This window comes from Halorientalis persicus, assembly GCF_900110215.1.
Lineage (GTDB): Archaea > Halobacteriota > Halobacteria > Halobacteriales > Haloarculaceae > Halorientalis > Halorientalis persica.
On the sequence record NZ_FOCX01000026.1, the window covers coordinates 1 to 22,696 of the forward strand.

Annotated in this window: 34 protein-coding genes and 1 tRNA gene; 2 read left to right on the plus strand and 33 right to left on the minus strand. The window is 57.0% G+C overall.

Annotation, left to right across the window (positions count from 1 at the left end; genetic code table 11):
* Positions 1-97 precede the first annotated feature (97 nt).
* The 32 genes from BMX17_RS19625 to BMX17_RS27575 all read right to left on the minus strand — a co-directional run bounded on the left by BMX17_RS19625 (position 98) and on the right by BMX17_RS27575 (position 20,825).
* On the minus strand, positions 98-625 hold the full coding sequence (locus BMX17_RS19625) for an ASCH domain-containing protein (protein ID WP_139203603.1): 528 nt from the start codon (positions 623-625) through the stop codon (positions 98-100).
* Positions 622-960 (minus strand): hypothetical protein, encoded by a 339-nt coding sequence (locus BMX17_RS19630; protein WP_092663300.1) that lies wholly within the window; start codon positions 958-960, stop codon positions 622-624. The genes BMX17_RS19625 and BMX17_RS19630 overlap by 4 nt, the downstream gene beginning before the upstream one ends.
* Positions 957-1,550 carry an HNH endonuclease signature motif containing protein gene (locus tag BMX17_RS19635; RefSeq protein ID WP_092663302.1) on the minus strand — a complete coding sequence of 198 codons (594 nt, stop codon included), beginning with the start codon at positions 1,548-1,550 and terminating at the stop codon, positions 957-959. The genes BMX17_RS19630 and BMX17_RS19635 overlap by 4 nt, the downstream gene beginning before the upstream one ends.
* A gap of 53 nt (positions 1,551-1,603) precedes the next feature.
* Positions 1,604-1,966 (minus strand): hypothetical protein, encoded by a 363-nt coding sequence (locus BMX17_RS19640; protein ID WP_092663304.1) that lies wholly within the window; start codon positions 1,964-1,966, stop codon positions 1,604-1,606.
* 333 nt (positions 1,967-2,299) lie between these two features.
* A complete protein-coding gene (locus BMX17_RS26370) occupies positions 2,300-2,449 on the minus strand; it encodes a hypothetical protein (protein ID WP_170845491.1) in 150 nt (49 codons plus the stop codon).
* A 271-nt stretch (positions 2,450-2,720) separates the two neighbouring features.
* Positions 2,721-2,978, minus strand: coding sequence for a hypothetical protein (locus BMX17_RS25350; protein WP_139203605.1), 258 nt, complete (start codon positions 2,976-2,978; stop codon positions 2,721-2,723).
* Between the two features lie 218 nt (positions 2,979-3,196).
* Entirely contained in the window at positions 3,197-3,427 is a 231-nt protein-coding gene (locus tag BMX17_RS19660; protein ID WP_092663312.1) for a hypothetical protein, read from the minus strand.
* Between the two features lie 136 nt (positions 3,428-3,563).
* Positions 3,564-3,842, minus strand: coding sequence for a hypothetical protein (locus BMX17_RS19665; RefSeq protein ID WP_092663314.1), 279 nt, complete (start codon positions 3,840-3,842; stop codon positions 3,564-3,566).
* A complete protein-coding gene (locus BMX17_RS19670; RefSeq protein ID WP_139203607.1) occupies positions 3,832-4,968 on the minus strand; it encodes a hypothetical protein in 1,137 nt (378 codons plus the stop codon). The genes BMX17_RS19665 and BMX17_RS19670 overlap by 11 nt, the downstream gene beginning before the upstream one ends.
* A 192-nt stretch (positions 4,969-5,160) precedes the next feature.
* Positions 5,161-5,682, minus strand: a complete 522-nt coding sequence (locus BMX17_RS19675; protein ID WP_139203608.1) for a hypothetical protein — start codon at positions 5,680-5,682, stop codon at positions 5,161-5,163.
* Positions 5,683-5,768: 86 nt separating this feature from the next.
* A complete protein-coding gene (locus tag BMX17_RS27570) occupies positions 5,769-6,317 on the minus strand; it encodes a metal-dependent hydrolase (RefSeq protein ID WP_092663320.1) in 549 nt (182 codons plus the stop codon).
* Positions 6,318-6,382: 65 nt separating this feature from the next.
* On the minus strand, positions 6,383-7,123 hold the full coding sequence (locus BMX17_RS25355; protein WP_139203609.1) for a hypothetical protein: 741 nt from the start codon (positions 7,121-7,123) through the stop codon (positions 6,383-6,385).
* Between the two features lie 35 nt (positions 7,124-7,158).
* Entirely contained in the window at positions 7,159-7,599 is a 441-nt protein-coding gene (locus tag BMX17_RS25360) for a hypothetical protein (protein WP_139203610.1), read from the minus strand.
* The gene (locus BMX17_RS19685; RefSeq protein WP_092663322.1) at positions 7,596-8,255 is read right to left on the minus strand and encodes a hypothetical protein; all 660 of its coding nucleotides are present in this window, start codon (positions 8,253-8,255) and stop codon (positions 7,596-7,598) included. The genes BMX17_RS25360 and BMX17_RS19685 overlap by 4 nt, the downstream gene beginning before the upstream one ends.
* 16 nt (positions 8,256-8,271) lie before the next feature.
* A complete protein-coding gene (locus tag BMX17_RS19690; protein WP_092663324.1) occupies positions 8,272-8,706 on the minus strand; it encodes a hypothetical protein in 435 nt (144 codons plus the stop codon).
* Positions 8,707-8,732: 26 nt separating this feature from the next.
* Entirely contained in the window at positions 8,733-9,047 is a 315-nt protein-coding gene (locus tag BMX17_RS19695; protein ID WP_092663326.1) for a hypothetical protein, read from the minus strand.
* Between the two features lie 67 nt (positions 9,048-9,114).
* A tRNA-Thr gene (locus BMX17_RS19700) sits at positions 9,115-9,188 on the minus strand.
* 99 nt (positions 9,189-9,287) lie between these two features.
* Positions 9,288-10,016 (minus strand): hypothetical protein, encoded by a 729-nt coding sequence (locus BMX17_RS19705; protein ID WP_092663328.1) that lies wholly within the window; start codon positions 10,014-10,016, stop codon positions 9,288-9,290.
* Positions 10,017-10,108: 92 nt separating this feature from the next.
* Positions 10,109-10,477, minus strand: a complete 369-nt coding sequence (locus BMX17_RS19710) for a hypothetical protein (protein ID WP_139203611.1) — start codon at positions 10,475-10,477, stop codon at positions 10,109-10,111.
* A 2-nt stretch (positions 10,478-10,479) separates the two neighbouring features.
* Entirely contained in the window at positions 10,480-10,869 is a 390-nt protein-coding gene (locus BMX17_RS19715; RefSeq protein ID WP_092663332.1) for a hypothetical protein, read from the minus strand.
* 67 nt (positions 10,870-10,936) lie between these two features.
* Positions 10,937-11,461, minus strand: coding sequence for a hypothetical protein (locus tag BMX17_RS19720; protein ID WP_092663334.1), 525 nt, complete (start codon positions 11,459-11,461; stop codon positions 10,937-10,939).
* On the minus strand, positions 11,454-11,723 hold the full coding sequence (locus BMX17_RS19725) for a hypothetical protein (protein ID WP_092663336.1): 270 nt from the start codon (positions 11,721-11,723) through the stop codon (positions 11,454-11,456). Before BMX17_RS19725 ends, BMX17_RS19720 begins: the two co-directional genes overlap by 8 nt.
* Before the next feature lie 55 nt (positions 11,724-11,778).
* Positions 11,779-12,849: a deazapurine DNA modification protein DpdA family protein gene (locus BMX17_RS19730; protein WP_139203612.1), complete on the minus strand. Its 1,071-nt coding sequence runs from the start codon at positions 12,847-12,849 to the stop codon at positions 11,779-11,781.
* Positions 12,850-13,362: 513 nt separating this feature from the next.
* Positions 13,363-14,274 carry a hypothetical protein gene (locus tag BMX17_RS19735; RefSeq protein ID WP_139203613.1) on the minus strand — a complete coding sequence of 304 codons (912 nt, stop codon included), beginning with the start codon at positions 14,272-14,274 and terminating at the stop codon, positions 13,363-13,365.
* Between the two features lie 122 nt (positions 14,275-14,396).
* Entirely contained in the window at positions 14,397-14,903 is a 507-nt protein-coding gene (locus BMX17_RS19740; RefSeq protein WP_092663342.1) for a hypothetical protein, read from the minus strand.
* Positions 14,904-14,968: 65 nt separating this feature from the next.
* Positions 14,969-15,940, minus strand: coding sequence for a hypothetical protein (locus tag BMX17_RS25365; RefSeq protein ID WP_139203614.1), 972 nt, complete (start codon positions 15,938-15,940; stop codon positions 14,969-14,971).
* Between the two features lie 91 nt (positions 15,941-16,031).
* Positions 16,032-16,898 carry a hypothetical protein gene (locus tag BMX17_RS19750; RefSeq protein ID WP_139203615.1) on the minus strand — a complete coding sequence of 289 codons (867 nt, stop codon included), beginning with the start codon at positions 16,896-16,898 and terminating at the stop codon, positions 16,032-16,034.
* Positions 16,895-17,635 (minus strand): hypothetical protein, encoded by a 741-nt coding sequence (locus tag BMX17_RS19755; RefSeq protein WP_139203616.1) that lies wholly within the window; start codon positions 17,633-17,635, stop codon positions 16,895-16,897. The genes BMX17_RS19750 and BMX17_RS19755 overlap by 4 nt, the downstream gene beginning before the upstream one ends.
* A 54-nt stretch (positions 17,636-17,689) precedes the next feature.
* Positions 17,690-18,805 carry a hypothetical protein gene (locus tag BMX17_RS19760; protein ID WP_092663350.1) on the minus strand — a complete coding sequence of 372 codons (1,116 nt, stop codon included), beginning with the start codon at positions 18,803-18,805 and terminating at the stop codon, positions 17,690-17,692.
* The gene (locus tag BMX17_RS19765) at positions 18,802-19,182 is read right to left on the minus strand and encodes a DUF6908 domain-containing protein (RefSeq protein ID WP_139203617.1); all 381 of its coding nucleotides are present in this window, start codon (positions 19,180-19,182) and stop codon (positions 18,802-18,804) included. The genes BMX17_RS19760 and BMX17_RS19765 overlap by 4 nt, the downstream gene beginning before the upstream one ends.
* Positions 19,183-19,265: 83 nt before the next feature.
* The gene (locus BMX17_RS19770) at positions 19,266-20,255 is read right to left on the minus strand and encodes a transcription initiation factor IIB (RefSeq protein WP_092663354.1); all 990 of its coding nucleotides are present in this window, start codon (positions 20,253-20,255) and stop codon (positions 19,266-19,268) included.
* 87 nt (positions 20,256-20,342) lie between these two features.
* Positions 20,343-20,825 (minus strand): SWIM zinc finger family protein, encoded by a 483-nt coding sequence (locus BMX17_RS27575; protein WP_139203618.1) that lies wholly within the window; start codon positions 20,823-20,825, stop codon positions 20,343-20,345.
* A 374-nt stretch (positions 20,826-21,199) separates the two neighbouring features.
* Between BMX17_RS27575 and BMX17_RS19775 the strand changes: the two genes are divergently transcribed.
* Positions 21,200-21,583, plus strand: coding sequence for a hypothetical protein (locus tag BMX17_RS19775; RefSeq protein ID WP_092663356.1), 384 nt, complete (start codon positions 21,200-21,202; stop codon positions 21,581-21,583).
* Positions 21,584-21,665: 82 nt separating this feature from the next.
* Positions 21,666-22,013 carry a hypothetical protein gene (locus tag BMX17_RS25375; RefSeq protein WP_211611401.1) on the plus strand — a complete coding sequence of 116 codons (348 nt, stop codon included), beginning with the start codon at positions 21,666-21,668 and terminating at the stop codon, positions 22,011-22,013.
* 98 nt (positions 22,014-22,111) lie between these two features.
* On the opposite strand, the gene BMX17_RS19785 is transcribed toward BMX17_RS25375, so the two are convergent.
* Complete coding sequence (locus BMX17_RS19785; RefSeq protein WP_092663360.1) at positions 22,112-22,672, minus strand: hypothetical protein; 561 nt, start codon at positions 22,670-22,672, stop codon at positions 22,112-22,114.
* Positions 22,673-22,696 lie beyond the last annotated feature (24 nt).

Here is a 22,696-nt window from a genome sequence, read left to right on the forward strand (position 1 = left end):
TTGATAGATATAATGTGGTGCTTTAGCGAACGCTTCTGTGATCACATTGTATCTCGATGGTAGCTTGCCCGGCTGAGTTCCTTGATTTTGCTTTGTGTCAGACATGGTTATTATCTGGGTTGTGAGGGGAGGTGGTGGACTCGTGAGCTTCAGTTCGGCCGTCGCGCCAGGCTTCCCGACCGCCATCATACTCGTCGGCTACGGTCACGTTTGTCCACGAGATTGCGACAACTTCGGTTTCGGGCCCTATCTCTTTTTCTGGGTAGTACTGGCGCATTTGGTCAAGGAACTGGCCTACCTTTCGGTATGAGCGGTGACCTTCGTAGTGGGCCTCGCCAGCGACGCGAGCGAAGTAGGCGGCGTCGTGTTCGCCGATCAGGTCGACTGTAGCACGGCCGACTTCCTCGCCTGTTTCGTCGCAGAGGACGATCGTATCGCCAGTGTGGACGGACTGGTACTTCGATCCAAGGCGGGCTGTCACTGTCTTCTCCTGGTCAAGGATCGGTTGGATATGCACGCTGTCGAACTTGATTCGGAGAGGCGAAGAGCTTGGCTCACCATTGTTTTCTGTTCGCTCTGAGTCTTTTTCTTCGCCTGCCGTACTTTGGCTTGGTCTTTCTGTCATGCCACTGACCTCCGGTGTGGATAGAATGCGCGGTCTGGCTGGTTGAACGGCCAATGAGCAGCGCATGCCCGACAGTACTGCGTATCTGACTCGTGGTCGACGTGCGTGGATCCACATTCGGGACATTCGTCGATCATCATATCGGGCTTCACCATCCACTCTCCGGGGATGTCGCCGTGGAGGTCTGCGAGGATGCAGAACACCTCGTGCGTGGGCCGATCACTGTCACGGAACGAGGACGCCAGCGCGTAGGCTGTCTGCAACGGAACGCCGTAGCGAACTGTTCCGTTGTTCGTCTTGTTCTCGGACTCTTTGGACCTATCTGTGTCTGTCATTGCTGATCTCCTTTTTCGGTATTCGTACTTCCCGGTGCAGCCGATTCGCTTTCGCCAGTTTCGAGATAGTCGTCTAGCGTGACTGCCTGCGCTGGACGGTTGGGCTCACTGTTCTCTTCGGCGGTCTTTTCGCGGTGACACCGGCGACAGAGGGTCTGGAGGTTCTGTTCGTCGAACGGGTGTCCACCTTCTGAGATCGGAGTGATGTGGTCGACGTGGAATGCGCCATTGGAGAAGTTGATCCAACCGTACCGTCGATGAAGTTCTTTCCCGGCGCGTCGCCAGCGGTCGTAGCTGGCTGCGGGGTGGTCGCTCTTTTCTGGGTGGAGCGGCTCTTTCAACTCGTCAATCCGTTCCTCAATCTGCCAGTACGCTCGCTGAGCCATGTCGTAGCTCAGGCCGCATTTTTGGCAGGTGTGGTCGTCACGTTCGAGGACTTGCTCACGGACCACATCCCAGACGAACATCTTCTGGACGGCCTCGGCGATCTCGCGACACCGCTTCGAGCAGTAGTTCCATCGGCCGTCGACAGTTGGCTCCCCGCAAACACGGCACTGGCTGTTGTGATCCTGTGGAAACAGTGTGTCCATTGACTTCCGAAGCCGGCTGCGGTCGGTCGTTTCCCAAACTGGATCTGCCTCGGTCACGCCGACTCACCTCTCTCACTGGACGGGATGCGATCTTCCCATTCGACCAGTTTCACCTCCAGTTGTTTTTCGTAGATGTCTTGGGCAAGATCCTTGGCGTTTGAATGGTGACACTGCCCGATGAGTGGCGGCTGTACCTGGAACTTGTCGCCGTATCTGGATGGCCGAAGCTCGTCGCAGCGCCCGGCCATCATACCGTCGCCCTGAACGACGGATTTCAACATGACTTTTCCACGCTCTAGCCTATCGAGAAGCTCGTGCGCTTCTTCGATAGAGTCGACAGTCTGGAACTCGTCAGCACCGATCCTAAACAGCTCATTGACTTCCTTTTGCTCCTCGGTCTCTTTTGTTTCTGTCATTGCTCATCCTCCCGTTCACCGTCCGCGTCTTCTGACTGCTTGTGACGGGTCCGCTCCATTGCCATGAGCATATGGTTCAGTGCGTCTGCGATGTGCTGAGTAGCTTGATCATATTCGCCCTCGTGAGCGTAGTCACGAGCCTGAAAGAGTTCGTCACATGCCTTCCAAATATGCCAGCGGGCTTCGGGTGCACTAGGACCGAGCCAGTTTTTCCCTGCTCCATGTTTCTTGACGTTCTTCCGATATTGAGCCTCTGCTGTGTTAAGGAGAGTTTCTAGGTCTTTTCGGGGATAGCCGAGAGAATCCACGTGTTCAGTGCCGTCCGCAGGAGACTCACTGGGCAACGTAAGTCACCTCCGTGTAGGTGAACGTCTCATGCCCCTTCCGCTCGGCGCGGGAGTCCGCTTGATCCTTCGCTGTTTCTTCATCGTCCCACTTCATGTGGAAGTGACAGCCTTCGCGCTCGGAGACATACGGGGTCACTCGTTCAGTTTCTCCCCTTTGCTGACTGGTCTTGTCTTCAGAATTGTCAACCTGTTCTGTATTGGTCATTGTTGCTCTCTCTGTTGGATGTCTGTGTTTGGTGGAGTGGTGTCGCCCATCCAAATCGCAGTGAGCATGATGCTCATGCCTACAATTTGGAGAGCTGTTTCTTTTTGAATCAGGCCGAGAAGTGTTAGCAACCAGCCGACAATCAGCATCCCCCACAACCGTTTTTCTGAGGCTTGGAGTGAACGATTTCCTCTCGTGTTCGTCACGTTTGGTCACCGTCTGGAGTGGTGGGGTCTGGCTCGAATGGCCCGGCTACTTGGTATACTTCGTATCCGTCCTGCCGTCCGATGAGCGAGTAGAGGCCGGACTTTGCTTCTTCGACGGCGCGCTCTTTGGCTGTCTCTTTGTCGGGAGCGTTCGGGTGGAAGTGATCCCATCGGGCCTCGCCGGGCTCGTCATCAGGGCCCCAAGCTCGGATGCCGACTTCCCATTCTGGATCTGGCTGAGAATTGTTACTCATTGGTGTAGCTACCTCCTGACTTCATACATCGGTCGTTGCACCACCAGCAGTAGGCAAGCAATCCGCCTGCTGCAGTCTCAGTTACGGTGCGACCGCAGGTTGGACACTCGTCGCCAACCGACAAACGTCGTGATGGGCCTGATGTGGCACTCATTTTTGCAGTAGCGAAAAAACGCCGCTGTTCACTGGATCCGCACGAGAAAAATCGGCCTCTGATGCTACTCGATGGTTTCCCAGCCGCTCTGCTTGAGTTCTTCCAGCTTTTCGAGCGGATATGATCTCTGCTCGGACTTTGGTTTGAGGTCGTCGGAGAGCAGAGAGACGCCAGCAGGGGCGGTCCCCTCGCTGAATCTGACTCTTTCGTCTCCGATGTTGACGCTCATTTCGATCTCGTCTTCTACGAGGGCGATTCTGTCGCCGTCTTCGAATGGGAGTTGTTTGGCTTCCATGGTGTCTGGTTGCCTCGCTGCCGTTGTTGGGCAGGTCATTGGCAGGGGAATGCATCTTGTCTGTGGTGGTGACCGGGGCGGTTCGTTTCCTCATCGCTGTCCTTTGGGGGCGAAAAATGGCTTGGCGTTTGCTCTGTTACTCGACGGGCCGCGTGGAGGCTCTCGATTCAGCATGATCGTTGCGGTGCGTGTCGATCGCGTCGTAGGCCTCTTTTTTTGAGAGGGCTGACTCTGGGTAGTACGACGTCGACCAGCCACACTCTGGATACGGACAGCGATACGTCCGCTGGGATTGCTCGCGACGCCGGCTGTTGAGACAGTCCATCGAGCAGTACGGATGCCCGCTCACGCGTTGGATCGTCTTCGTCCCGCAGTGGAGACACGGCTCCGGATCGATCTCGCGATCACTCGTCATGCGTATCCTGTGCGGGGGTCTGAGTAGCGGACTGGGGCGATGGGAGGACGCCACGTTCCTGCAGCTGCTCCATGTAGTACTCGTGTTCCGCGTCGGGACCACGTGCTGGTTTCGGGAGCATCTCCGCCGTGAGCGACGGCGTCGATGTCTCGGTCTCCGACTCCGGCGGCGCGTCCACATCTGCGGGTTCGGGATCTGGCGATTCGAGGACGCTTTCACACTTCGGACCGGTGCGGGGCGTCCGACACTCGAGGCAGCGCCAGACGAACGGCCCGATCACCCGATCGGGCACTGTCGACTTGGGGGTGTTTCGAGCGTTGGCGACCGGATCGCCGTTGCGATTGTAGTCGCGAAGCGCCGGCGGGACGCCGACTGTGCCATCGCAGTCGTGGGGCTGGACGGAGCCACATTCCCGACACTCGAACTCACGGATATCTCCATCGCGTTCGGAGTGCGTCTCTGGAATGTATGCGAGTGCGCTCACGAGGTAGTAGTCACTCTCACCAGTGACGGTGTCTCGGAACGCCTCGAAGTCCTCACTGGAGAGGATTGCCGTCCCATGCTCGTCGTAGAGCGGCGGGCGGCGGCCGCCGTCGAGGGAGATGTGTGTCCACGGCGTGTCCGCAAACCGGTCCAGAACGGTCTGCCCCTCTGGGTCCGTGGCGGGCGTGTATGCGGGCACCTGGTCCCAGTCATCGGCCATCTTGGTGACCGGGACCTTGTCGAACTCGTCGACGAGCCTGAAGGACTTCAGCTCATGATCGCGGATGCTGCCCTCAAAGCCATCGCGCTGCCGGAAGACGCCTTTGGCCTTCGCGAGAGCGACGGGCGAACTGGGGGCTGGCACAGCGACGAAGATGATCCGATCGAATGTCCAGGTCGTCGTGTTCCCCGTTGGGATTTTGTCGGCGGGGAAGTCAGCTGAGGAGACGTCGGCCTTGCAGTAGGGACACTGCTCGGTGAGCGGGCCAAGGTTGCGCCAACACTGTGGGCAGGTCTGCCCGTCTGGGGATGCCTGAGATGCTGTCTCGCCGGCACTCTGGTCTGCGTCGGGGGCACGGGAGGAATGTTCGCGACTAGATCTGTTCGACGGCGTACCGTCGCTGGGGGGATCGCGTCGGGGCATGTCCGTCACTAGTATATTCAAATTGAGATTACTTAAGTGTTCATCTGAATTCGCACGGATTCGGGTAATATTAGCCATGTAGCTCCCGGTTTCAATCTGCCAAAAACTAGGAAAGTGGGTGTTCTGATGGGGGAGCTCTCCGAATTGGTGACCCCTTCCCGTGTCTTCTTCGAACTTGTTACGTCACCTGGCTCAGATTATCGTTCTCTCAACCATGCCATCCGGTACTACTGTCACCTGAGTGTGTTCGGCGTTGACTTCGAGAGTGGCCGGTTCTGCTTTTGAAGCGAAACGTGACCCATCACGCATGAAGTAGAGTTCGTTTGAATCACCGGCGAATACATAGAGCGTTTTATCACTGTGTTTGAAATTAGCCTCAAATGCAATTCTGCCACTGAGTGCTTTGAGTCCGATATCAGCGGTTAGAATTGGCACCTCTCCGTGGCAACCATTCTGAAGAAACTGCAGCCAATCGACAGCTGCTTGCTCTTTTTTTGATAGGCTGCTGTTTCCGCTAGAGTTTCTGTCACTTGGACCACTGTCGAGGTGGCTAGCTACGTTGAGTTCGCGGGTGGTCTCTGCTACGATTTGACCAGGGCTGATTTTTCTCGTGCCCTCGAATGTAACAGGTTTGTCTGGTTGGTTCCAGTCTTGGGTAGTGATCTGGGGCAGCGGGTCCTTCCTCTCTGTCTGGCTGGGCGGGGACTCTCCCATGTGAACCACTAACATCTAGCTATTCTTATGTGAAAACCAAAAATGTTCGGGGCGTCATGTGGTTGCCATTTTCCGGTTCCAGTAGATCAGTTTACAAGAATCCATAGAAAGAGCCCGTATAGAAGGCTGCCTGTAAGAAGGAGTCCGTAGTTCCAGACTGTGGAATCGGCGCGGCAGTATCCAAATCGCAGTTCACGACGCGAGAGGGGCCATACTGGTTGTATACCGTATTTGCCAGAGCCAACAGTCAGACTGTCAGCGAAAATGTGGCTGAGGAGACTTAGCAGAACAGTACTTCCAATGAGTCCTGCTGCGATTTGTGGTTGGATCGTAGCGAGACTTTGGACTGTCTCTGGATACGGCTCATGTTCAAAGAGCAGCGAGGCGATCTGGGGCCAAAACGTGAGTGCTCCAGCTGTCGTGATGGCGGTGATGAGACCTGCGAACCAGATCGTATGGCTGAATCCCCGGTGGGAGACAATTGGAATCCGCTGGTCCCAGTCTGGGAGTGACGCTACTGCGACTGCAGTCACGGAGAGGAGAATCGTTGCTGCTACACCTGCGGTTAAGTATCCAAGGAGAAGCGCTGGCAATGTCCAGATGAGCGCCATGCCCAGATGGCCGGCTCGATACATGAGTGTAGTGTATCATCCTCTAGAATATCAAACCACTGTCTGGTTTCTTCTGGACGCTTTGGAAATCAACCGAAACTTCCTAGATTGCTTTGACCAGTTCGTTGCTTATCCGTGCTCTCTTGTTTTTCAGTCTCGTCGGTGCTGTTCTCTGTTGTTGTGGAGGATTCGACTTCGAATTCGCTAAGCGAGGAATTAGTTGTCGTGTTGTCGTTGTTCTTCCCGCAGGATTTGAGCCGAGAGACGATGGCGTCCTGATCATTGTCGCCACGGATTTCCGTAGCGTATATCCTGTTTGGTGTGACAGCGAATGGAGGGACGAGACTCTCGCGAGCGGTCAGATATGGCGATAGAGTGTTGTCTCCTCGGTGATGGAAATCTCGGATGGCCTCCCATGCGTCTTCTGGAACGGGGATTGTGGCAATATCGTCGCTCCACGTATCTGCGGCTAGCCGATAGACGAATTCTCGCTCGTTTTGAGTCAGACCGGAGAAGATCGATGCAGTGTGGTCTGGCGTGTGTTCGTAGGTCCACTCGGGATCGAGGATGACGATTCCGACACTGTCTCCGTCGTAGTAGGGGCTCTGTGGATGGCCTGCGACAGTGTGGACGCCAAGATTCTGGCCATTTTCGAGTTTTATTGAGCCCCAGGAGGGGCTGTAGCGGGCGAAATTGAGATAACAGTCGACGCAGGTGAGACCATTCAGGCCGAAGAGTCCGACATCGTCTGTCTCGAAAAGAGGAGTGCCACAGAGTCCGCACTGGTCATTGATACCGCCGATTGGAAGCGAAATCTGACTTGATGCCATGAATTGCTTTCTCTGGTGCTGTGTTGGTCCAGAATCTAGCTAGTGCTTGGATTCTGCCGTTCTGCTGTGGAGCTACTCAGATTGGATTGGAGAGGGATCTCTTCCCAGTCGGCAGCCGCGTATACGACGCGGTGAGCAACGTAGTCTGATGGGCTGATTTTGATTGTGAATTCTCGAACTTCAGATTCGCTGTTGCCGATATCGATCTGTTCGCGTAGAATGAACGTTCCATCGTCATATCGCCAAGAACGTGGTTGGTAGCGAACGATGTCGTGTGACCCGATGCTGCCGTGTTTCTCGTATACTCCGAATTCTGCTGGAACGAAGTCTGGGTATTCTGGCAGATCGCCAGCAAACAGCAGAACTGGGTCGACAGGATGGTCCGGGTATGTCTTTTCTGCGAGTTTGTCAAGAGTTCTTGAGAGATGTACTGAGAGAAGATATTGGCGAATGATTGAGAGGAGTCGGAGTATCATTCGTCTTCACCTGGATTGCTTGGACACTCACCAGGATCTCTCACAGAGAGACCATCCACGAGGCAGGCATCTGCGATGACGGCGCCACGTTCGACCGTGTATTCTGTCTCGTTGTTCTCCGATCGTCTGGCTGCTCTGCGGTATGCTCGGTCTTCACTGTTGTAGGGACCGTGGGCAGTTCCGTTGCCACAGACGTAGTAGCCGAGCGGATCGACTTCTGCTGGCGATGAGGGGTCGGCTGCGTCTTCGAGGGGACTGACGACGAAATTGGCATCATCGAAGAAGGCAGCACGCCGTTCGGGAGACATCCGTTTCTCGAGTTCGTCTTCTAAAGCTTCACTGAGGCTGTTGGCACCGCCTCGGAGGATGTTCATCGGTGCTTGGGCTGTCACGAGAACGTTTTCTGAGGGAGCCTCTTCGGACTCTGAGCCACCTTCTGTGGCGCGGTCCTCAGTGTGATCTTGAAAGTGGAACGGCAGTTGGCACTCGGCTTCAGCGTCGACGATTACTTCGCCGTGGTCGATGCATTCGACTGTTGCGTTCTGGACGGTTTCATCGTCTCCGTCTTCAACAGCTTCGCCGTAGGTTTCGATCTTGAGCGAACAGTTAGCGTGTCGTGCGAGGGCGGTCACGAGGGAGGTGTCGTACAGTGGCATTGGCTTTCTTGAGTGGTTACTGCTTTGCAGGTCGTTTGATGATCTCGACGTGTTTTTTGAGGGCTGGCTGGTCGTCGTCGTCGCTGCTGTCGCGGATTTCGACTTGCGGGAGCATCTGGCCGTTTGGCCACGCGATGTCGATGTGGGCGTCGCACCGTTGCCCTCCGAGCGAGACGGTCACACCGCTGTCTGTGTCTGTGATTACTGTCCGATCTTCTGGTTCGAGATGGGGCTCTGGTTCGGATTCTAGCGAGACGGTACTTCTCGTTAGAGTAGGTGCCCAGGCACCCGCCGGATAGACTCGGACTTGCAGTTCGGATTCCCATCCGGTGCGATAACCGATCATGAGCTGCGGGACATCCGAACAGCCGATGAAGATCGCATCGACACCGTCGTCTTCTTCGATGCTGATTGTCGTTTTGACGGGCTGTTCAACGCTGTGTGTGGGCATTGGTTGACGTGAGTGGGGTGAGTGAGTCACCGTCTGCCTTGCAGGTGGGCGAGAAAGGGATTCTCCGCGTTTGCTTCCAACAGGGACGTTGGAGTTGCGAGGGAGGGGTTCTCGTCAGTGACCGGGACTGTGCAGCTGTCGTGGATCTGCAACACACGAACGTCTTGCGTGTCCGGTTCTAGTGCGGCGATAGTGAGGTACTCCGTATCAGGCCGGCACCGGTCGATTTCTAGCAGGTACAGCACATCGCCGGTGTCTGGATCGCGAAAGTAGCCACCGTCGCCGATAGCGACGGGCGATTTCTCTTCCCAGTCTGGTTCTTTGTCGTCTGTTTCTGACATTGCTCACGCCCCTCGCAGGCGAAAAATGTATGTCTGTGATGGGCGGCGGCCCTGTGTTTTCGACGGAAGCCAGGGCGGGGATTTGAACCCCGGAACTCCCGATTACAAATCGGGTGCTTGGACCGCCCAAGCTCCCCTGGCACTGGCTGGGTATTCTGAACCGCTGCTATTGCGCGATTTCTCTGCGATGGTGGAGTTGTTTTGTCTGGTCCTCTTATCGGTTTCTGGTTGGGAAAGTCTCTAGGCGGTGGCTCTGGATTGGTTCGCTCGGATGAGGTCCCGATCGACGTCGACCGAGACGACGAAGCCATAGTCGGTTTCTCTGCCGTCGATGACCTTTCCGAGTTGTGCGGCGAGCCACTCGACCCGCGAGAACGTACACGGTGCGGTGAAGTCCTCGCGAGAGAGGACCCATTCGCCGACCGTTTCTGCCCAGTAGTGCAGCAGTTCTGTCGAGTCGCGTTCTGCGAGGTCCGTGATCAGCGGTTCGGGATCCCATTCTTCGGCAGCGCCCATTTTCTGCTCTGCTTCCCAGTGGACGATGTCTTCGATGACGTTGTAGCGGTTGTCGAAGGAGAGCCGGCCAAGTGCATCGATCCGGTCGTAGAGGGCTCTGCTTTCGGGTGTCCCGTCCTCGGGATGAAGTTCGATGATATCGTGAACCATCCCGTCGTAGAGGTGGACCCACTCACGGTCGTCGGCTTCGAGTATCTGCTGGATGGTCTGGTTGACGTCGTGGGGGAGGCCGTTGGCGTCGAGGTACTCCTTGAGTTCACGGTTAGAAGCGTCCGAGAGTGAGTCGAGTGGCGGTTTGCCTCTGTCTTTTCGTCCTTGATTGATCGATTTGAGGGCGTCTTCGTGGTCTAGATTCGGGGCGTGTTCGAATCGATCTTGGACGTCGAAATCGAGTCGGCGCATGAACTTCGCGAACGTCTCGATGGTGTAGTGGTTTCCAGTTCTGATGGTCATGTCTGTGTTTGTGGCGCTGGTTGTGGTGGTGAGAGTCGATGACAATCGGAGAGCTGTGCTAGTGGCTGCTGAGGATCGGCGGCGGCGATTGGTTACTCGTCGTCGCGAACCGGGATCGGTGGGACGGCTTCTGTTCGCCGAGTGAGCATCCCGAGGAGAACGAGTTCGGCTGTTCTGCGGTGGCCGAATGATTCGATTGAGTCGTGGGTCTCTTGCCCGTTGAAGGGATCGGAAAGGCTCACTTGCCAATCCCCGTGGGCTTCGTAGACGCGTCCGACACGCGTGCCGTGATCTGACCAGTGCGAGTTGTCTTCGAGGTCGTCGGCCCGTACTTCGGTCATCTCGTCAGTTCTGGTGATGAGTCGCCACGGGCCGGGAAGGACGGCTTCCCTGAATGGTCCAAGGTCGATCTCGATGTCTGCACTTTCGGGGATGTCTGGATGGGTGATTGATTGAGGCATGGTCACTTGAGGCGACGGTTGCGCCAGTCGTCGAGGATTGGTTTGATTGTCTGGAGCGCGGTTTCGACCTGCTCTGCATCGGGACTGCCGTTGGTGCCGTCTGCTGCTTCGATCAGCGTCTGAAGGGCGCTGATCGGAACTGGGGCGAGCCCACTGAACGGCTCGTCGACGTCGTGCTGGGCACTGGCAATTGTGAGACTCCTGCCTTCGTGGACGAGCAGCGTCGAACATTCTTGGCAGTACAGATACACGCCGCCTTCTGCGAAGAGCGGCCGTTCTCTGGCCTGCTCGTAGCCAGTGAACTTGTAGCTCGCAGTGTCGGGGGAGAGATCGACGCTGCGATCAACCGGGCGAGCGCTGCCTTTGTTGACACTGAATACGGGGAGTTCCAATGCTACTGCTCCGCAATTTGGACAGTGCAACGACTCATCTTCCGAATTTGAGTTTGTTGCGTTGTTGTCAGGCATGGATCGGTTCTAGTTTTTCTCGCAGGGAGTCTAGTCGTTCGACCTGTTCGCTGTAGCCGTTGCCGTCGATGCTGTCGAGAACGCCGTCGAGAACGGCGACGAACTCGCTGTAGTCCTGTTGCCACATCAGCTGTTGCTCATTGGTCGCGCAGGCATCTTCGACAGTGCCGATGACTTCTTCGACAGCATCGTCCGGGATGCCTTCGTGGGCCCGCATGGCCAACTCGAACGATTCGACGATGTCTGGGAAGTTGATGGGTTGCTCCGACTCGGTATCGTAGCCGGTGCTGGTGACCGATGCGCCGTCGAACTCGGCGATTTTCTCTCGGAATCTACTCTGGTCGTATTTATCGCCGATGACCTCGATCCCGTAGCGGACAGCGGCCGCTTCGACAGGCACGTCGGTTTCGGACTTGACACTGGCCCCGCTAAATTCGGCGACCAGCTCCCGGAACGTGCCCTGTGTCGGCTGTTCGCCACGGACGATCACCGAGTAGGGGACGAGTCCGTCAGTCATCGGAGACAGCCTTGTTCCCCCAGTCGCTGAGGCCGGCCTGATCGGTGAGGACCTGCGTGGCTTCGAGAACCTTGTCGTTGCCCGTCTTCCGCAGGACCATTCCTTTGTACCGCTCTTCGCCGTGGGCCTCGGCCTTGCGTTCGAGGAAGTTCTTGGCCTCTTCTTCGGTGTCGAAGAAGGGATTGGCCATGTCCTCGCCGAACTTCGTGTGGGTGAGGACGCCGTTGCTGCCGCTCCAGTAGTACTGCTCTCTGTCAGTCATTGCTGAACACTCCACTCCCCCTGATGGCGAAAAATACTGCTCAGTTGCCGGTTGGTCACTGATTCGGGAGCGTCGTCTGTGTTGTCCTAGATTCCGACGCGGCCGGTTGGCCGGCCGATGCGCTTGTTTGCTCTGCTTTTGGTCCGGTCGGGAGCGACCGGGAGGAGGTTGCAGGATGAGTGCCGATTGCTCGCTCTCGGCGGTCGCGTACCGCGTCCCAGTGGGAGAGTGCGGCCGTCCGACAGTGCCGACAGCCTCTCGTCCGTGGATCGGGACTGGGCGCCCCCGGATCGATCTGCCGCCCGCAGACACACTCGAGGAGCTGGTAGTCGGCGGCTGCTCTGTCTCGGTTGTTTGCTCCCCAGTCGGCAAGACTGGTCACGGAGACGTTCGAGCCGGCCCGATCTGTGCTGTCGTGGGGCCGATCCAGCAGGTTGGTGAGGCGATTTCGGTAGTCTAGGTATGTGATGAGGTAGTTCTCCCACGAGCATCGTGGGAATCCGGGCTTGCGATATGCCAGCCACTCGTCGCGCCACTCTGGCCCGTCGTGAGCGGTTGTCGTCGCGTCGGTGTAGAGGTTCTGCTCCCAAGCGTTGGAATCGACAGAATCCAGTGCGTTTCGGACGGCTGGTGATTCGAGAACGGACTGCTTGACTCCAAACCCGTGGAGCGAAACACGCTCGGGGAGCGCTTCCCGTACTCGGAGGATAGTGTTCTTGATCTCGGCATCTTGGCCGCGGCGACAGACGGATCCAAGCCCGACGTAGTCGGTGATGAGCCCGTAGTCGGCTAACTCGTCAATGTGTTCGAGGTAGTCACGGATGTCGTAGCCTTGGACGACGGCCATGGGCTCAGCATCAATATCGCGCGTCTCGTAGGCTTCTAACTGCAGGATGTGGTCCCGCGTGGTCCACTCCTGGTGTGTGCTGACTGTCCGACCATATTCGGACAAAAGTGATGGCTCGCACGCCCAGTCTCGGAGCGCAAACCGACTGATGCAGTCGTCGTGTTCGGCGACGAAATCAAGATGCTCGGTCACCGTGCTGTCGTAGGATCCGGTCTGGGAGAGGGTCGAGTAGCCGCCCGAATCGAGAATCCACTCCGGTCCAGGCCACGGCTCGTTCATTTTGGATGCGAACGATACCATCAGGTGTTCTGGCTCTGGAAACCGACTGGCGTCAAGCTCGCTGTTGACGATCACGGACTCGGTGGTATCTGCCTGCGAAAGAGCCCGGAGCGCTTTTCGTTGCGATCCTGACGAAACTGTCCAGTAAAAGTCGAGTGTGTCGCTGTGCATTGTCGCTGGGCATCTCGCGGGCGAAAAAGCAGTCAGAGGAATGGCAGCAGGATGCCAGCCAGAATGCTGTTAACCTACAATCGGGGTTGTTGGTTAATGACTGGGTTCTGATTTGACGAAAGAGATTTTCAAAATCGAGAATCTGGTTCCGGGTATCATCCACTTTCTGTCTGGCATTTTTCGGCAGGATAGCAAAACCATTTTCACTAGCGAGAACGAGAGTCAAAATGCGGCCTGCCTACACCGGTCGTACGGATGGATGAGCTCCAAAGGAGCGTGTGACTCCGGGGAGTTTCACCCCGGATTTTGACCTACTGGCTGGCCGGAGATATGCTTGTGGACTCAGATTGACGCTTCCCAGCGGCGCTTGGTCCAGTTTTCGTCGACGCTCGTTTCCCCGCTGTCCAGTGAAAGCGTCTTGGTGTGTTCGAAACCTGCACCGGCGTAGCAGATACCTCGGTTTCCGTCGACGCCTGCGAGCGCGATGAGCCGACTAATCTCGGTATTGTGGCGGAGCCAGCCTCGGATTCGACCGAGCATCCAACTGGACGTGTTCGGTGGCCGATTTGGATGGTTTGCGAGCCGAGTGAGATATCGTGTCTGATTGTAGTCGGCGATCTCGCGATTGTGTCCATGCTCGAGAACAGCGACGGAAATGAGATGCCCGTCATAGACGGCCCCGAAGGCGTGGCGGAAGCCGTCGACGCCGAGTAGTCGGTGATCGACGCGGCCGTCTGGCCCGCCCGCGAGGAACTGGTTAACCGTGCGGAGTGCCCCCTCGCCTTCGAGATGGTGGAAATCGAGGGCCTTGGCGGCTGGTGCGGTTGGCACGTTGGTCCGCGGTGGTTCCCAGCGCGAGAATATCCAATCCGGCTCGTCGCCACACTCGGCTGCGGATCGCGGGAAGTCCGGCATTTCCGGTGGTGGACTGGTTCGCCACTCGTGGCCGGGCCCGTGCAAGTCTTTGATCATGGACTCGGTTTCTGGGAGGCGATGCTCGAAGCGAATGGTGGTGTTGGAGCCGTCGTATGCGACCGTGTCGACGACGTGCCGTCGGTATTCCGCGCGGACCTCGCGGAGGCAACTCGTCGTCTGGCCGGTCTCCAGCTGTCGCTTGCGAGTGTCTGTGACCGTCCGGTGAAAGAGATGGTCGCCAGGAGCGATTGATGACGGTGGATGAGAGACCGTCACCTCGTCTTCTGTTCCAGCATCGATGGCTGTGAGAGCGCTTACGCATCCGTATCGGAATGCCATGGTCTGTTCTCCAGCCAGCGAGAAACTGCTCCAGTGCGGTTGGTTGGGATGTTCTGGGAGCGCGATGCTTGGGCCGCCAACACCCGTGTCTTCAGCGCGAAAAAGCGCGGCCGCTCGACGGGTCATTCAAGCGACAACCAGTGCCGCGCATACCGTTCAATCTCGTTAAGTGAGATTTTTGTCGCCTTGAGATCAGCTGTTCGCTGAGAGAGTCTGGCTTCTGGTAGTCCGTTGTCGACTGCTGCTGGCTGGTACCATTCTGCCGTGAGGTCTTGGTATTCGTCGAAAACTGGATCGCTAGACATTCCTTCATCAGTATATATCTGCGTTGGCTGACCAAGGATGAGAGCGTGGCTGAGGATGATACCTGCTGCGAAGCCTAAATGTCCTTCCAGAGACAGGAACATACCAATACCACTGGCTGTTTCGGTCCCCGAGAGTACAAACTCATCACCATCGTCTTTGAGTGTCATTTCATAGTCGCGCTGCTGGGCTGTTAGGCCTGCTGGGAGATCGATTTCTGTGTCTGATGTGTAAGAAACTCTGACATCTGCGAGTTCGTTGTTGATTAGGCTCTCTAGTTCTTCGTCGGGAGCGTAGGGGTCTCTGGTGATTTGGCTATCGGGCATGAGAAGATGTTTGCGGCAGTGTTCACAGGTTTTTCGTGTTCATCTTGATACTCTTTGGGTCTGAGTCATGCCCAATGTTTGTTTGTGGCTTCCTCTGCAATGTGGATATGGACTGTGTGGTGATCCCACGCATCTCCTGGGTGTGATCCAATCTTTTTTACGGCCTGTTCGGTGGACTTTCTGCCTGTTTCATCTTCAAGATCTGCGTGCTCGATGCGTTGGCGGGCAGGGCTAGCATTAATCTCGAGTTTGCGTTGTTGCCATTCTCCGAGTCCTGATTCCCACCGAAGTTCTTGGATGGCTCGGTCGACTAATTCTTCCTCATCGCTATCGAAAATATACCCGAACCGGGTTGACCTGAGTCGTTTGGCTAGGTCTTCGGCTGTCTGATCTGCAACGGTCACGTCGACTTGATTGACTCCGTCGCTATCTCGCAAAAGGTCAGTGACAGCTGCAGCGACATGGTAAGGATTGTGACCAGGCGCATAGACTGTCCAATCACGGAATCGAGCGTATCCTTCGTTTTGCACTCTGGCGCTAAACTCGCAAGGGAGACGTCCACCAGCACGAGTGACGGCATCTGCAATTTCGTCAGTGAGAGGACTAGACGCTGAATCTCGCTTGTATACTCCATCTCCACGTGGGTCTTCTGGTCTTGTGTTTCGGTAGTCTTCTGTTGTTTCTTTCTCGTATCCTTCGGGCGGCTCATTGGTGTCTGCGGCGTGGAGGGGATCTGTTTCTTCTTTGGTTTCGTTGACGCCAATCCGGGCCAACCAGTCGTGTAAGACTGCCCGCCCTGATCGTTTGGGATTGTGTGGATGGAGTGCGACGAATGATATCGAATCCTCGCTTGGTCTGGTACCGGCTTTAAGAGTAATTCCAGCTAGCTCGTCGCGGTAGCGCATATTCCTTTTGTATGGAGTGGCGCCTTCACCCGACGGAACGAGTCGCCGGGAGCCGTCTCGCGCCGGTTTTTCACCCGCAATCACCTCATAGTCCGGCTTGGTACTGTTGTTGGTCTCTCCGCCGTCAGTCATTGCTTTGGATCTGCTATTAGCTCTTTTAGTCATGTTGCCTTAATTCTCCTTCTGATGTTCGCTAATTGAATGCAGTCCATAAATTGATAATTCACTCTTCTACTGCTTTACCTCGCTTGCTGGTGGCTTGTGTTCCTGTTTGAGTGCTGTCGACCATCTGCTGGACTTCGCCGAGTGTGGTCTGATCGTGGTAGGCTGAGACGACGTCGTCGTCAACCTGCGGACCGAGCATGTAGTTCAGCATGATCAGGACGGCAGAGGCGAAGTTGGACCGGACGGTCGTTGAGTCGGTCCCCTGTGGAATGTAAAACGGCGTCTGCTTCCACGATTTGTCTGGGATGACCGAGTTCTTGAGGGCCCGCTCTGCGGTTGAGATGTCGATCGAATCAAGGAAGGGCCGATCTCGGCGGAGAGCTTTGACCATCTCGAGGCTTGTTCCGACGCCGAAGCCGTGGACGTGGACGTGTTCGCCGGCAACTTCTCGGAAAGCTTCGATGGCGTCGATCTGCTCTTGCGTGGATTCGAACTGCTGGAGACCGCCGAGTGCGAAGTGAGAAAACTCTGAGTAGAAGTCGGCGTGTGCGGCGTAGTGGTCTGCATACGGTGGTTGGATCGGTGCCCAGACCTTCGCGTGCGTGTCTGCTTCTCGGACTAGCGGGAGGAACTCTTTGGTGGATTCGAGAGTTCGCGTCGGCTGGCCGACAAAGTCTTTCGGGATGATGATGTCGGCGTCGAATTTCTCGGCGGCTTTGATCACGTCTTCGTTGGACACTGAGGGGTCCTCGAAGTTCGAGTCGATGATGAGTTCGTAGCAGGAGTCTCGCACGCCGTCGGTGGCTTTCTCGCAGTGTTGGAGCTTGTATGGGTACCCGTATCGCGGCCAGTAGGAGGCGGCGAATACCCGGATGGGATTCTTCGCGATGATCTCCATCCGTTCTTTCATCTCCCGCCACATCATCGTCCGTCACCTCTGTTGTCGCCCGTCTGTGCTCTGAACGGTTGCTCGAGTGCCCAGTGATCGGTTGCTGGGTCGATCGTTTCCGTGTCGGCCCCACGTTCGGTGACGATGCCGGTGTGGAACAGACAGCCTTTCAGCTGTGAGATAGGTTCGCCCCGGTAGTTCGAGCAGTCCGTGAGGTCGACGTCTTCGACGGCTTGCCGGTTGCTGTTGCTGTCAGCCCGGAGAAAGAGTCGTGCTGTCCGTTGCTCGTCTTTTTCGGCGAGCGTTTCGACGAGTTCTGGAAGTGTCAGTGGCCGGTCGTAGTTTCGGAGGGTGGAAATGATGAACTCTGCAGGCTCGTAGGTCGCGAAGACGCGCTGGGCGGTGTCTTGCCACGCTGGGAAGACATTACAGAACCGTTTGGGCGATCCGTGAAGGCCGTCGAACGTGGTGAGGGCGGCTTCTGCGCTGCCGTGGATCTTGACGCCGGCGGCGACGACGTGATCACCAAGTGGAGTGCAGGCACCGTCTGGTGTGAGCAGTCCGAGTTCGATAGCGCCCTGTTTCGCCCGCCCGGGGAGGCTCACGAGATGCTGTCGCACGAGTGCGCCGGTCTGGCCGGACCCGACGACGGCTAGCGGGACGCCGAGGTAGTTTTTCGGATGCGAAAACGAGAGTTCCGTCACGCGTGGCGGCCGCTGTCGCGCCTGTTCAATTTCGAGCGAAACGGTGGGCGTGGACCTGGCAGCTGCCACTGTTGCTGAGTCTTGGTTTGCGGTCATCTGTTTCTCCTGTGAGCGACAAACTGGCTAGTCGTCGCCGAACGCGCCCAGGTGTTGCTGTGTGGTCGCGTCTTGAGCGAATGGAGTGACGAGGCGAACGTCCTCGATGAGTCGGCTACTGGCTTGGGCGGCGACAACCGACAGTCGTTCGTCGCCAGCCTTCACCGACGTATCGAAGTCGCGGATTGGGGTGCTGTAGTCCAGTGAATCCAGCAGGTCGGGATCGTCGCGGATTGCGGTCGCGAGTGGCGGCGTGAGGCCAAATCCGAGCCCGTGCAGGTGGGCGTCGTCACCGATGACGGCCCGGACTTCGCGAGCGGCGCTGAGCTTCGGCTGATCTGTGTTCTCGTTTTTGAGCCCGCCGATGGCGAAGGCGAAATCCGAGATGCCGTGGTCGAGTAGCCGGTCGGCACACTCGCCGAATGGCGGTTGCAGTGGGAGGATCACCTCGCCGTCGTACTCGTGGGATTCGAAGTGGGCAACGCCGTCAACGAGTGCGTCGACGGTGGCTTTCATGTCGTGCCAGACGTCGGCCAGGACGACGGCGTCGGCTCCGAGGTCGGCGGCCGTATCCAGCGCGTCGGTGTTGTTGATCGACTCGTCTTTGAACGAGCTGTCAACGATATACTCTGAGCAGGCATCTCGGTAGGAGCCGGTGGCCTCGTGGACTGGCTGGATTCGACTCGGCCAGAACATCCGCTGCCCGTCGTTTCCACCGAGAATTACGTCAACGTAGGCGGCTTCTAGAAGCGTATACAAATGTTTCCCGCCGACGGGTGCCCCTGACAGGTCGTATAACTCGGTCACAAGGGCAGGTTCTCGCCGCGGGGTCAGCCCGAGGTCGTAGACGAGCGCAAGCAGATCGTCTTGTGAGAAGGGCTTGCCGTCCTGTGGAGGGCGACCGATTTCCTCTCGAATGGCATCGTACAGGTGGCGTTTGGTTTTCCCGCTTGGATTGATATCGTACGCGGCGGCGATTTCTTCGACGTGTGACCGCAGGAAGTAGATAGCGGCTGTCGTATTGGATTCGCTGTCGAGAACTCGCTCGCGGAAGGGGAACTTGAAGTAGTCACCAAGTTGGATTCGGAGGTCGACCGGGCGCGGTGACTTGTTCTGAGACGGTGCCTTGCTCAGACTACTCATGACTGTTCCTCTCCGCTGTTGGCGTCTTGCTCGGCGGCTCGGACGAAACCCTGCTTTTCGAGACGGCTGTCCCAACTACTGATGAACTGCTGGACTTCCATCAGTCCCGATTCGTCGAAGCGTTGCTTCCCGAGTGGATGGTGGATATATTCGACGGGCCGCCACCTATCGTCTGTCTCTTTGAACGTGATCTCGGGATCGCACATCTGGTCGCCACGCTGGATGTAGTAGTGGCCGACTGCGACGAGATCGTCACCGATCCGCTCGATGGTGAGGTCCTCGAATGCCGGCGGTGAGACCGTGACTGGATCGTTGACTTCGAGGTCGTCTATCGAGTCGATGCCGTGAGCGGCGAGAATTTGCCGAATGGTTCCCATCGGGAATTGCATATCTCGGGCCATTCGGGAGCGAGAAATGTGGAGTCGTCTAGCGGAACAGAACTTCACAACCGCGAACTTCGCTACTGGGCTGCTGGCTCGAAAACGTCGGATTCGTGGATTTCCTCCACTCGTTTGAGGATTCCTCGTCCTGTTGTGGAGGTGGCCTCAGCTAATTCTACCACTGGAATGTGAGTGCCGGCAGTGTCTTCTCTTGCTGCGAGCAAGAGGCAGGTAGCCGCCATCACTTCGGGATCTTTCCCAGAACTGTAGCCGACATCGAATGCGGCATCAGCGATCTCGATTGCCCGATGCTCAACAGAGTGTTCGACGTCGAGCTTCGATGTGAGAGGCGGGATGAACTCCCGTGGCCGGCGTGGTGGGATGGGGAGTTCTGTGTCTTCGACGACTGCCCGGTAGGCCCTGCGAACTTGGTCCAGTGAGACCTGAGCTTCTGAGGCAACTTCGACGAGTGTGCGTGGCAGGCGGTTGAGCCTGATCGTCGCGTAGACGACGACGGCGGCGATTGTGTCGATCCCGTAATTTGGGAGGAAGCCGCGGCTCTCGCAGTCTCTGAGCAGTTGCCCCGCCTGCTCCCGGTAGTTGGACGGTAGGTCTAGCGCGGAGATGAGGCGATTGACTTCGCCGTGAGCGGAGGCGAGTGCAGTATCCTCGCTGTCGAGTTGCGCTTTCCGGTGGTGCTTTCGTAGGCGAGTGAGCCGAGCTTGTTTGTGACTGGGGACGACGTTTGTTGACTGTCCGATTACCGTTGTGAGTCCGTCGTCGTGTCGACTCTTCGTTGTCGTTTCTCGGGCGTCTTTGGGCTGTATTTCACCGTCTGGCTCTGCGTATTCGGGATTGTATTCGAGTGAGGACCCACCTTCGATGAGGCGTCCACACTCTTCGCAACAGACGTCGCCGTCAACTACGCGGAGAGCACCGCTACAGTCGGGACAGGAGTCAGTATCGAGATGATGACTCTCTCCCTCTTCCGTGTGTTCTGTTGCTGTTGCGTTGTCCTGAGACGATTCGGAAACTGATGCATCTTCTTCGAGTTCTCGAAAAGAGACCATAGAGAAAAACCTCAGCCTTCAGGGAGCGAGAAAACGGATTGCACTTGGCGAGAAGGGGTCCCGTTCTTGACGTTCGTTTGCGCTCGATCAATCAGGTTGATACTCAGGGATATCGAGTGATCGAAGCGCGGCTTGTTGCCGGATCGCGATGAGGTGCGCGCAGATTCCTTCTGACTGGAACATGAGACAGCTGCACCAACCATGGCCAGCGGTCCACTGTTGCCCGTCCGTGTGTTGCGCTTCGCCGTGGGCGGCATCTGGCGAGCGAGAGAGTGAGCAGTTGTGGGCGGTTGGTGTGTCGTCGGGTTCGGTCGGCGGAACGACGACGAAGAGGTCGGGGCGGTTCCCCTGCCTGATCTCGTACCTGGTCTCGAGAGTGTGTTGCCAGAGCTCTGTCTCCGTCTCCCGTGCAGCAGCAAAATCGACTGGCGCGTGTCCGTCTGGGAGCCTTGAGACGATTGGCTCGCTGCGAGTCCCATCTGGTCCTGAATTCGGACCTGATGCCGTCTCTCTTTGGCTAGCGTCCTGGTCGCTTGTCGTGGTCTGTGGCTGGGACTCTGCTGTTTTCATGGGTGAGCCCGTCTACGAATATCTAGCGTTCCCAACACAATAGAACTAGGCATCTGTCCTTTGCTCTAGAGGTCGCTTGGCCGGGTCTTGGGAAGTTAATACTGTCTTGAGATAATCGCAGTATATGATTTGATGGGCACCGTGACGAAAATTTGCACAAAGACTTTGATATCCACCGGTCAACATCCGGATGCTCAGTTTATCGCTGAGCAGACCGCCAACGCCGCCGAAACTGATTCATCATCCACGCACGACTGTCTGTGGCTCTTCATCGGTGCCACAGATGGCCGCTTCTTGGCTGGTTCCCGAATCTTCTGTAACAGAGGATGAACTGAGGGCCAGTTTGAAGTAGTTTCCTGTGTTGGTACGCTTTGATGCCCGAACAACTGAGTAGTAGTGTCACCTACGAGGAACAGGCTGGAGTTGGAATTTGGACGATCGCTGACCTTGACGAGGCGCTTGAGTCTGGGGAACTGGAAGCGGGAGAGGACCATTTCCGTGAGCGGGCTGGATCTCCGGATATGGATGGCGTTGTCATCCATATTGAGGAAGTGGACACGGCTGGGGCATCGAATACTCTAGAACACGTTGAACAGGAGTGGACCGAGTTGGCAAACGAGACTGGGATTGCTCGAACCGCATACGTCGCTGATGGGCTTGCTCGGATGGCGATTGCTCAGCGGAATCAGGCTGAAGAGTGTGAGACCAAAGGCTTCTCCGAGTTTGATGAGGGCCTTGAGTGGGCCCAGAACGCCTGACCAGACTGCCAACTAGTTAGTCTGCTTCATTTGCCCTGCTTGTCTGCCGCTCTGGATTACTGTCGAGCGTGGTGTGTTCGATGTGACCGTCGGGCCAGACAGCATATACAGAAGCGAGGAAGGGGAACCGACACTTTTCGCGTCCGATAGTTTGGATGACGAGCTTTTCCTCGAGGAATGGCGCGATGCTTTCAAGGAACTCGTAGGTGGACTCGTCTTCGAGGTCTGGTTCCCGGTCGATATACGACTCTTTGATCTTCTGGGGCTGGAAGTGAGCGTAGCCGTGGAGTTCGAGAACGGCTTTGCCGTCGCTGGCTTCGTCCTCGTGAGCGAGGACGGTGAGAGACTCGTGGGCGCCAGAGAAGTCGAAATGGCTGATGACTTTGTTCAACTCGTCGATCTGGTCAGCGTCGATTTCGGGTCGATTTGACGCAGTTGCTGCTTGGAATGTAGCCATGGTGTGCGGGCCTTTCGCAGGCGAAAAACAGGGGGCGTCTGAGTGTGGTACTGATGCCTCTGAATGGGTGCTCACTCGATCTGAGCGTCGTAGACACCTTCGTCGACGGCGCGCATCAGTCGGCACGCGGCATCCGCGCAGGCGTCGTCCGTTTGCTCGGCAACCTGAATGCTGTCGATTTCTCCCCCCCAGGCGTTTCCGGTATCGTACTGGCCGAGTGTCACGCCCATGCAACCGGGCACACTGTAGGCGACCTCTAGCGTTCCGTTGTCGATTTGCTGTCGCCAGATCCGGCAGTACAGCCCTCCGCCTGTGTGTCGGACGTGCCCACCGTTCCACGCATCTGGTGCTGCCCGTTTGCCGCCGAAGCCGTCTGGAACGGTGGGGAGTGGATGCTGCTCGCTTCGCTTGGCGACGAATTCGGTGACTGCATCTCGGGGAATCGTGAACTCCATCACCTCGCTGTCGGGGAAGGGAACGAGTTTGAGGTAGCCGTCCCCGTTTTTGAGACCGATCTCGAGGTCGCCGTGTTCGGGAGTTTTCGCCGGTTCGGCGAAACCGCTTGTTTGGTGGAGTGGGCCGATGTCGTCTGGGAGGTCTTCTGCACGCTGTGCAGTGTCGGTGTCGCTCATGGTACTCGCGCTCGTCTGGAGGCG

What these genes read in the sequence shown, in the direction of transcription:
- BMX17_RS19625 (WP_139203603.1), bottom strand. Translation starts at nt 625, where the DNA reads ATGACAGAAAGACCAAGCCAAAGTACGGCAGGCGAAGAAAAAGACTCA.
- BMX17_RS19730 (WP_139203612.1), bottom strand. Translation starts at nt 12,849, where the DNA reads ATGAACGAGCCGTGGCCTGGACCGGAGTGGATTCTCGATTCGGGCGGC.
- BMX17_RS25365 (WP_139203614.1), bottom strand. Translation starts at nt 15,940, where the DNA reads ATGACTGACGGCGGAGAGACCAACAACAGTACCAAGCCGGACTATGAG.
- BMX17_RS19665 (WP_092663314.1), bottom strand. Translation starts at nt 3,842, where the DNA reads ATGACGAGTGATCGCGAGATCGATCCGGAGCCGTGTCTCCACTGCGGG.
- BMX17_RS19660 (WP_092663312.1), bottom strand. Translation starts at nt 3,427, where the DNA reads ATGGAAGCCAAACAACTCCCATTCGAAGACGGCGACAGAATCGCCCTC.
- BMX17_RS19750 (WP_139203615.1), bottom strand. Translation starts at nt 16,898, where the DNA reads ATGATGTGGCGGGAGATGAAAGAACGGATGGAGATCATCGCGAAGAAT.
- BMX17_RS19765 (WP_139203617.1), bottom strand. Translation starts at nt 19,182, where the DNA reads ATGGGAACCATTCGGCAAATTCTCGCCGCTCACGGCATCGACTCGATA.
- BMX17_RS19695 (WP_092663326.1), bottom strand. Translation starts at nt 9,047, where the DNA reads ATGTCAGAAACAGACGACAAAGAACCAGACTGGGAAGAGAAATCGCCC.
- BMX17_RS19630 (WP_092663300.1), bottom strand. Translation starts at nt 960, where the DNA reads ATGACAGACACAGATAGGTCCAAAGAGTCCGAGAACAAGACGAACAAC.
- BMX17_RS19635 (WP_092663302.1), bottom strand. Translation starts at nt 1,550, where the DNA reads ATGGACACACTGTTTCCACAGGATCACAACAGCCAGTGCCGTGTTTGC.
- BMX17_RS19785 (WP_092663360.1), bottom strand. Translation starts at nt 22,672, where the DNA reads ATGAGCGACACCGACACTGCACAGCGTGCAGAAGACCTCCCAGACGAC.
- BMX17_RS25350 (WP_139203605.1), bottom strand. Translation starts at nt 2,978, where the DNA reads ATGAGTAACAATTCTCAGCCAGATCCAGAATGGGAAGTCGGCATCCGA.
- BMX17_RS19760 (WP_092663350.1), bottom strand. Translation starts at nt 18,805, where the DNA reads ATGAGTAGTCTGAGCAAGGCACCGTCTCAGAACAAGTCACCGCGCCCG.
- BMX17_RS19770 (WP_092663354.1), bottom strand. Translation starts at nt 20,255, where the DNA reads ATGGTCTCTTTTCGAGAACTCGAAGAAGATGCATCAGTTTCCGAATCG.
- BMX17_RS19775 (WP_092663356.1), top strand. Translation starts at nt 21,200, where the DNA reads ATGCCCGAACAACTGAGTAGTAGTGTCACCTACGAGGAACAGGCTGGA.
- BMX17_RS19640 (WP_092663304.1), bottom strand. Translation starts at nt 1,966, where the DNA reads ATGACAGAAACAAAAGAGACCGAGGAGCAAAAGGAAGTCAATGAGCTG.
- BMX17_RS19720 (WP_092663334.1), bottom strand. Translation starts at nt 11,461, where the DNA reads ATGACTGACGGACTCGTCCCCTACTCGGTGATCGTCCGTGGCGAACAG.
- BMX17_RS19675 (WP_139203608.1), bottom strand. Translation starts at nt 5,682, where the DNA reads ATGGGAGAGTCCCCGCCCAGCCAGACAGAGAGGAAGGACCCGCTGCCC.
- BMX17_RS25360 (WP_139203610.1), bottom strand. Translation starts at nt 7,599, where the DNA reads ATGATACTCCGACTCCTCTCAATCATTCGCCAATATCTTCTCTCAGTA.
- BMX17_RS19685 (WP_092663322.1), bottom strand. Translation starts at nt 8,255, where the DNA reads ATGCCACTGTACGACACCTCCCTCGTGACCGCCCTCGCACGACACGCT.
- BMX17_RS19710 (WP_139203611.1), bottom strand. Translation starts at nt 10,477, where the DNA reads ATGCCTCAATCAATCACCCATCCAGACATCCCCGAAAGTGCAGACATC.
- BMX17_RS27570 (WP_092663320.1), bottom strand. Translation starts at nt 6,317, where the DNA reads ATGTATCGAGCCGGCCATCTGGGCATGGCGCTCATCTGGACATTGCCA.
- BMX17_RS19690 (WP_092663324.1), bottom strand. Translation starts at nt 8,706, where the DNA reads ATGCCCACACACAGCGTTGAACAGCCCGTCAAAACGACAATCAGCATC.
- BMX17_RS19705 (WP_092663328.1), bottom strand. Translation starts at nt 10,016, where the DNA reads ATGACCATCAGAACTGGAAACCACTACACCATCGAGACGTTCGCGAAG.
- BMX17_RS27575 (WP_139203618.1), bottom strand. Translation starts at nt 20,825, where the DNA reads ATGAAAACAGCAGAGTCCCAGCCACAGACCACGACAAGCGACCAGGAC.
- BMX17_RS19740 (WP_092663342.1), bottom strand. Translation starts at nt 14,903, where the DNA reads ATGCCCGATAGCCAAATCACCAGAGACCCCTACGCTCCCGACGAAGAA.
- BMX17_RS19735 (WP_139203613.1), bottom strand. Translation starts at nt 14,274, where the DNA reads ATGGCATTCCGATACGGATGCGTAAGCGCTCTCACAGCCATCGATGCT.
- BMX17_RS19670 (WP_139203607.1), bottom strand. Translation starts at nt 4,968, where the DNA reads ATGCCCCGACGCGATCCCCCCAGCGACGGTACGCCGTCGAACAGATCT.
- BMX17_RS19725 (WP_092663336.1), bottom strand. Translation starts at nt 11,723, where the DNA reads ATGACTGACAGAGAGCAGTACTACTGGAGCGGCAGCAACGGCGTCCTC.
- BMX17_RS25355 (WP_139203609.1), bottom strand. Translation starts at nt 7,123, where the DNA reads ATGGCATCAAGTCAGATTTCGCTTCCAATCGGCGGTATCAATGACCAG.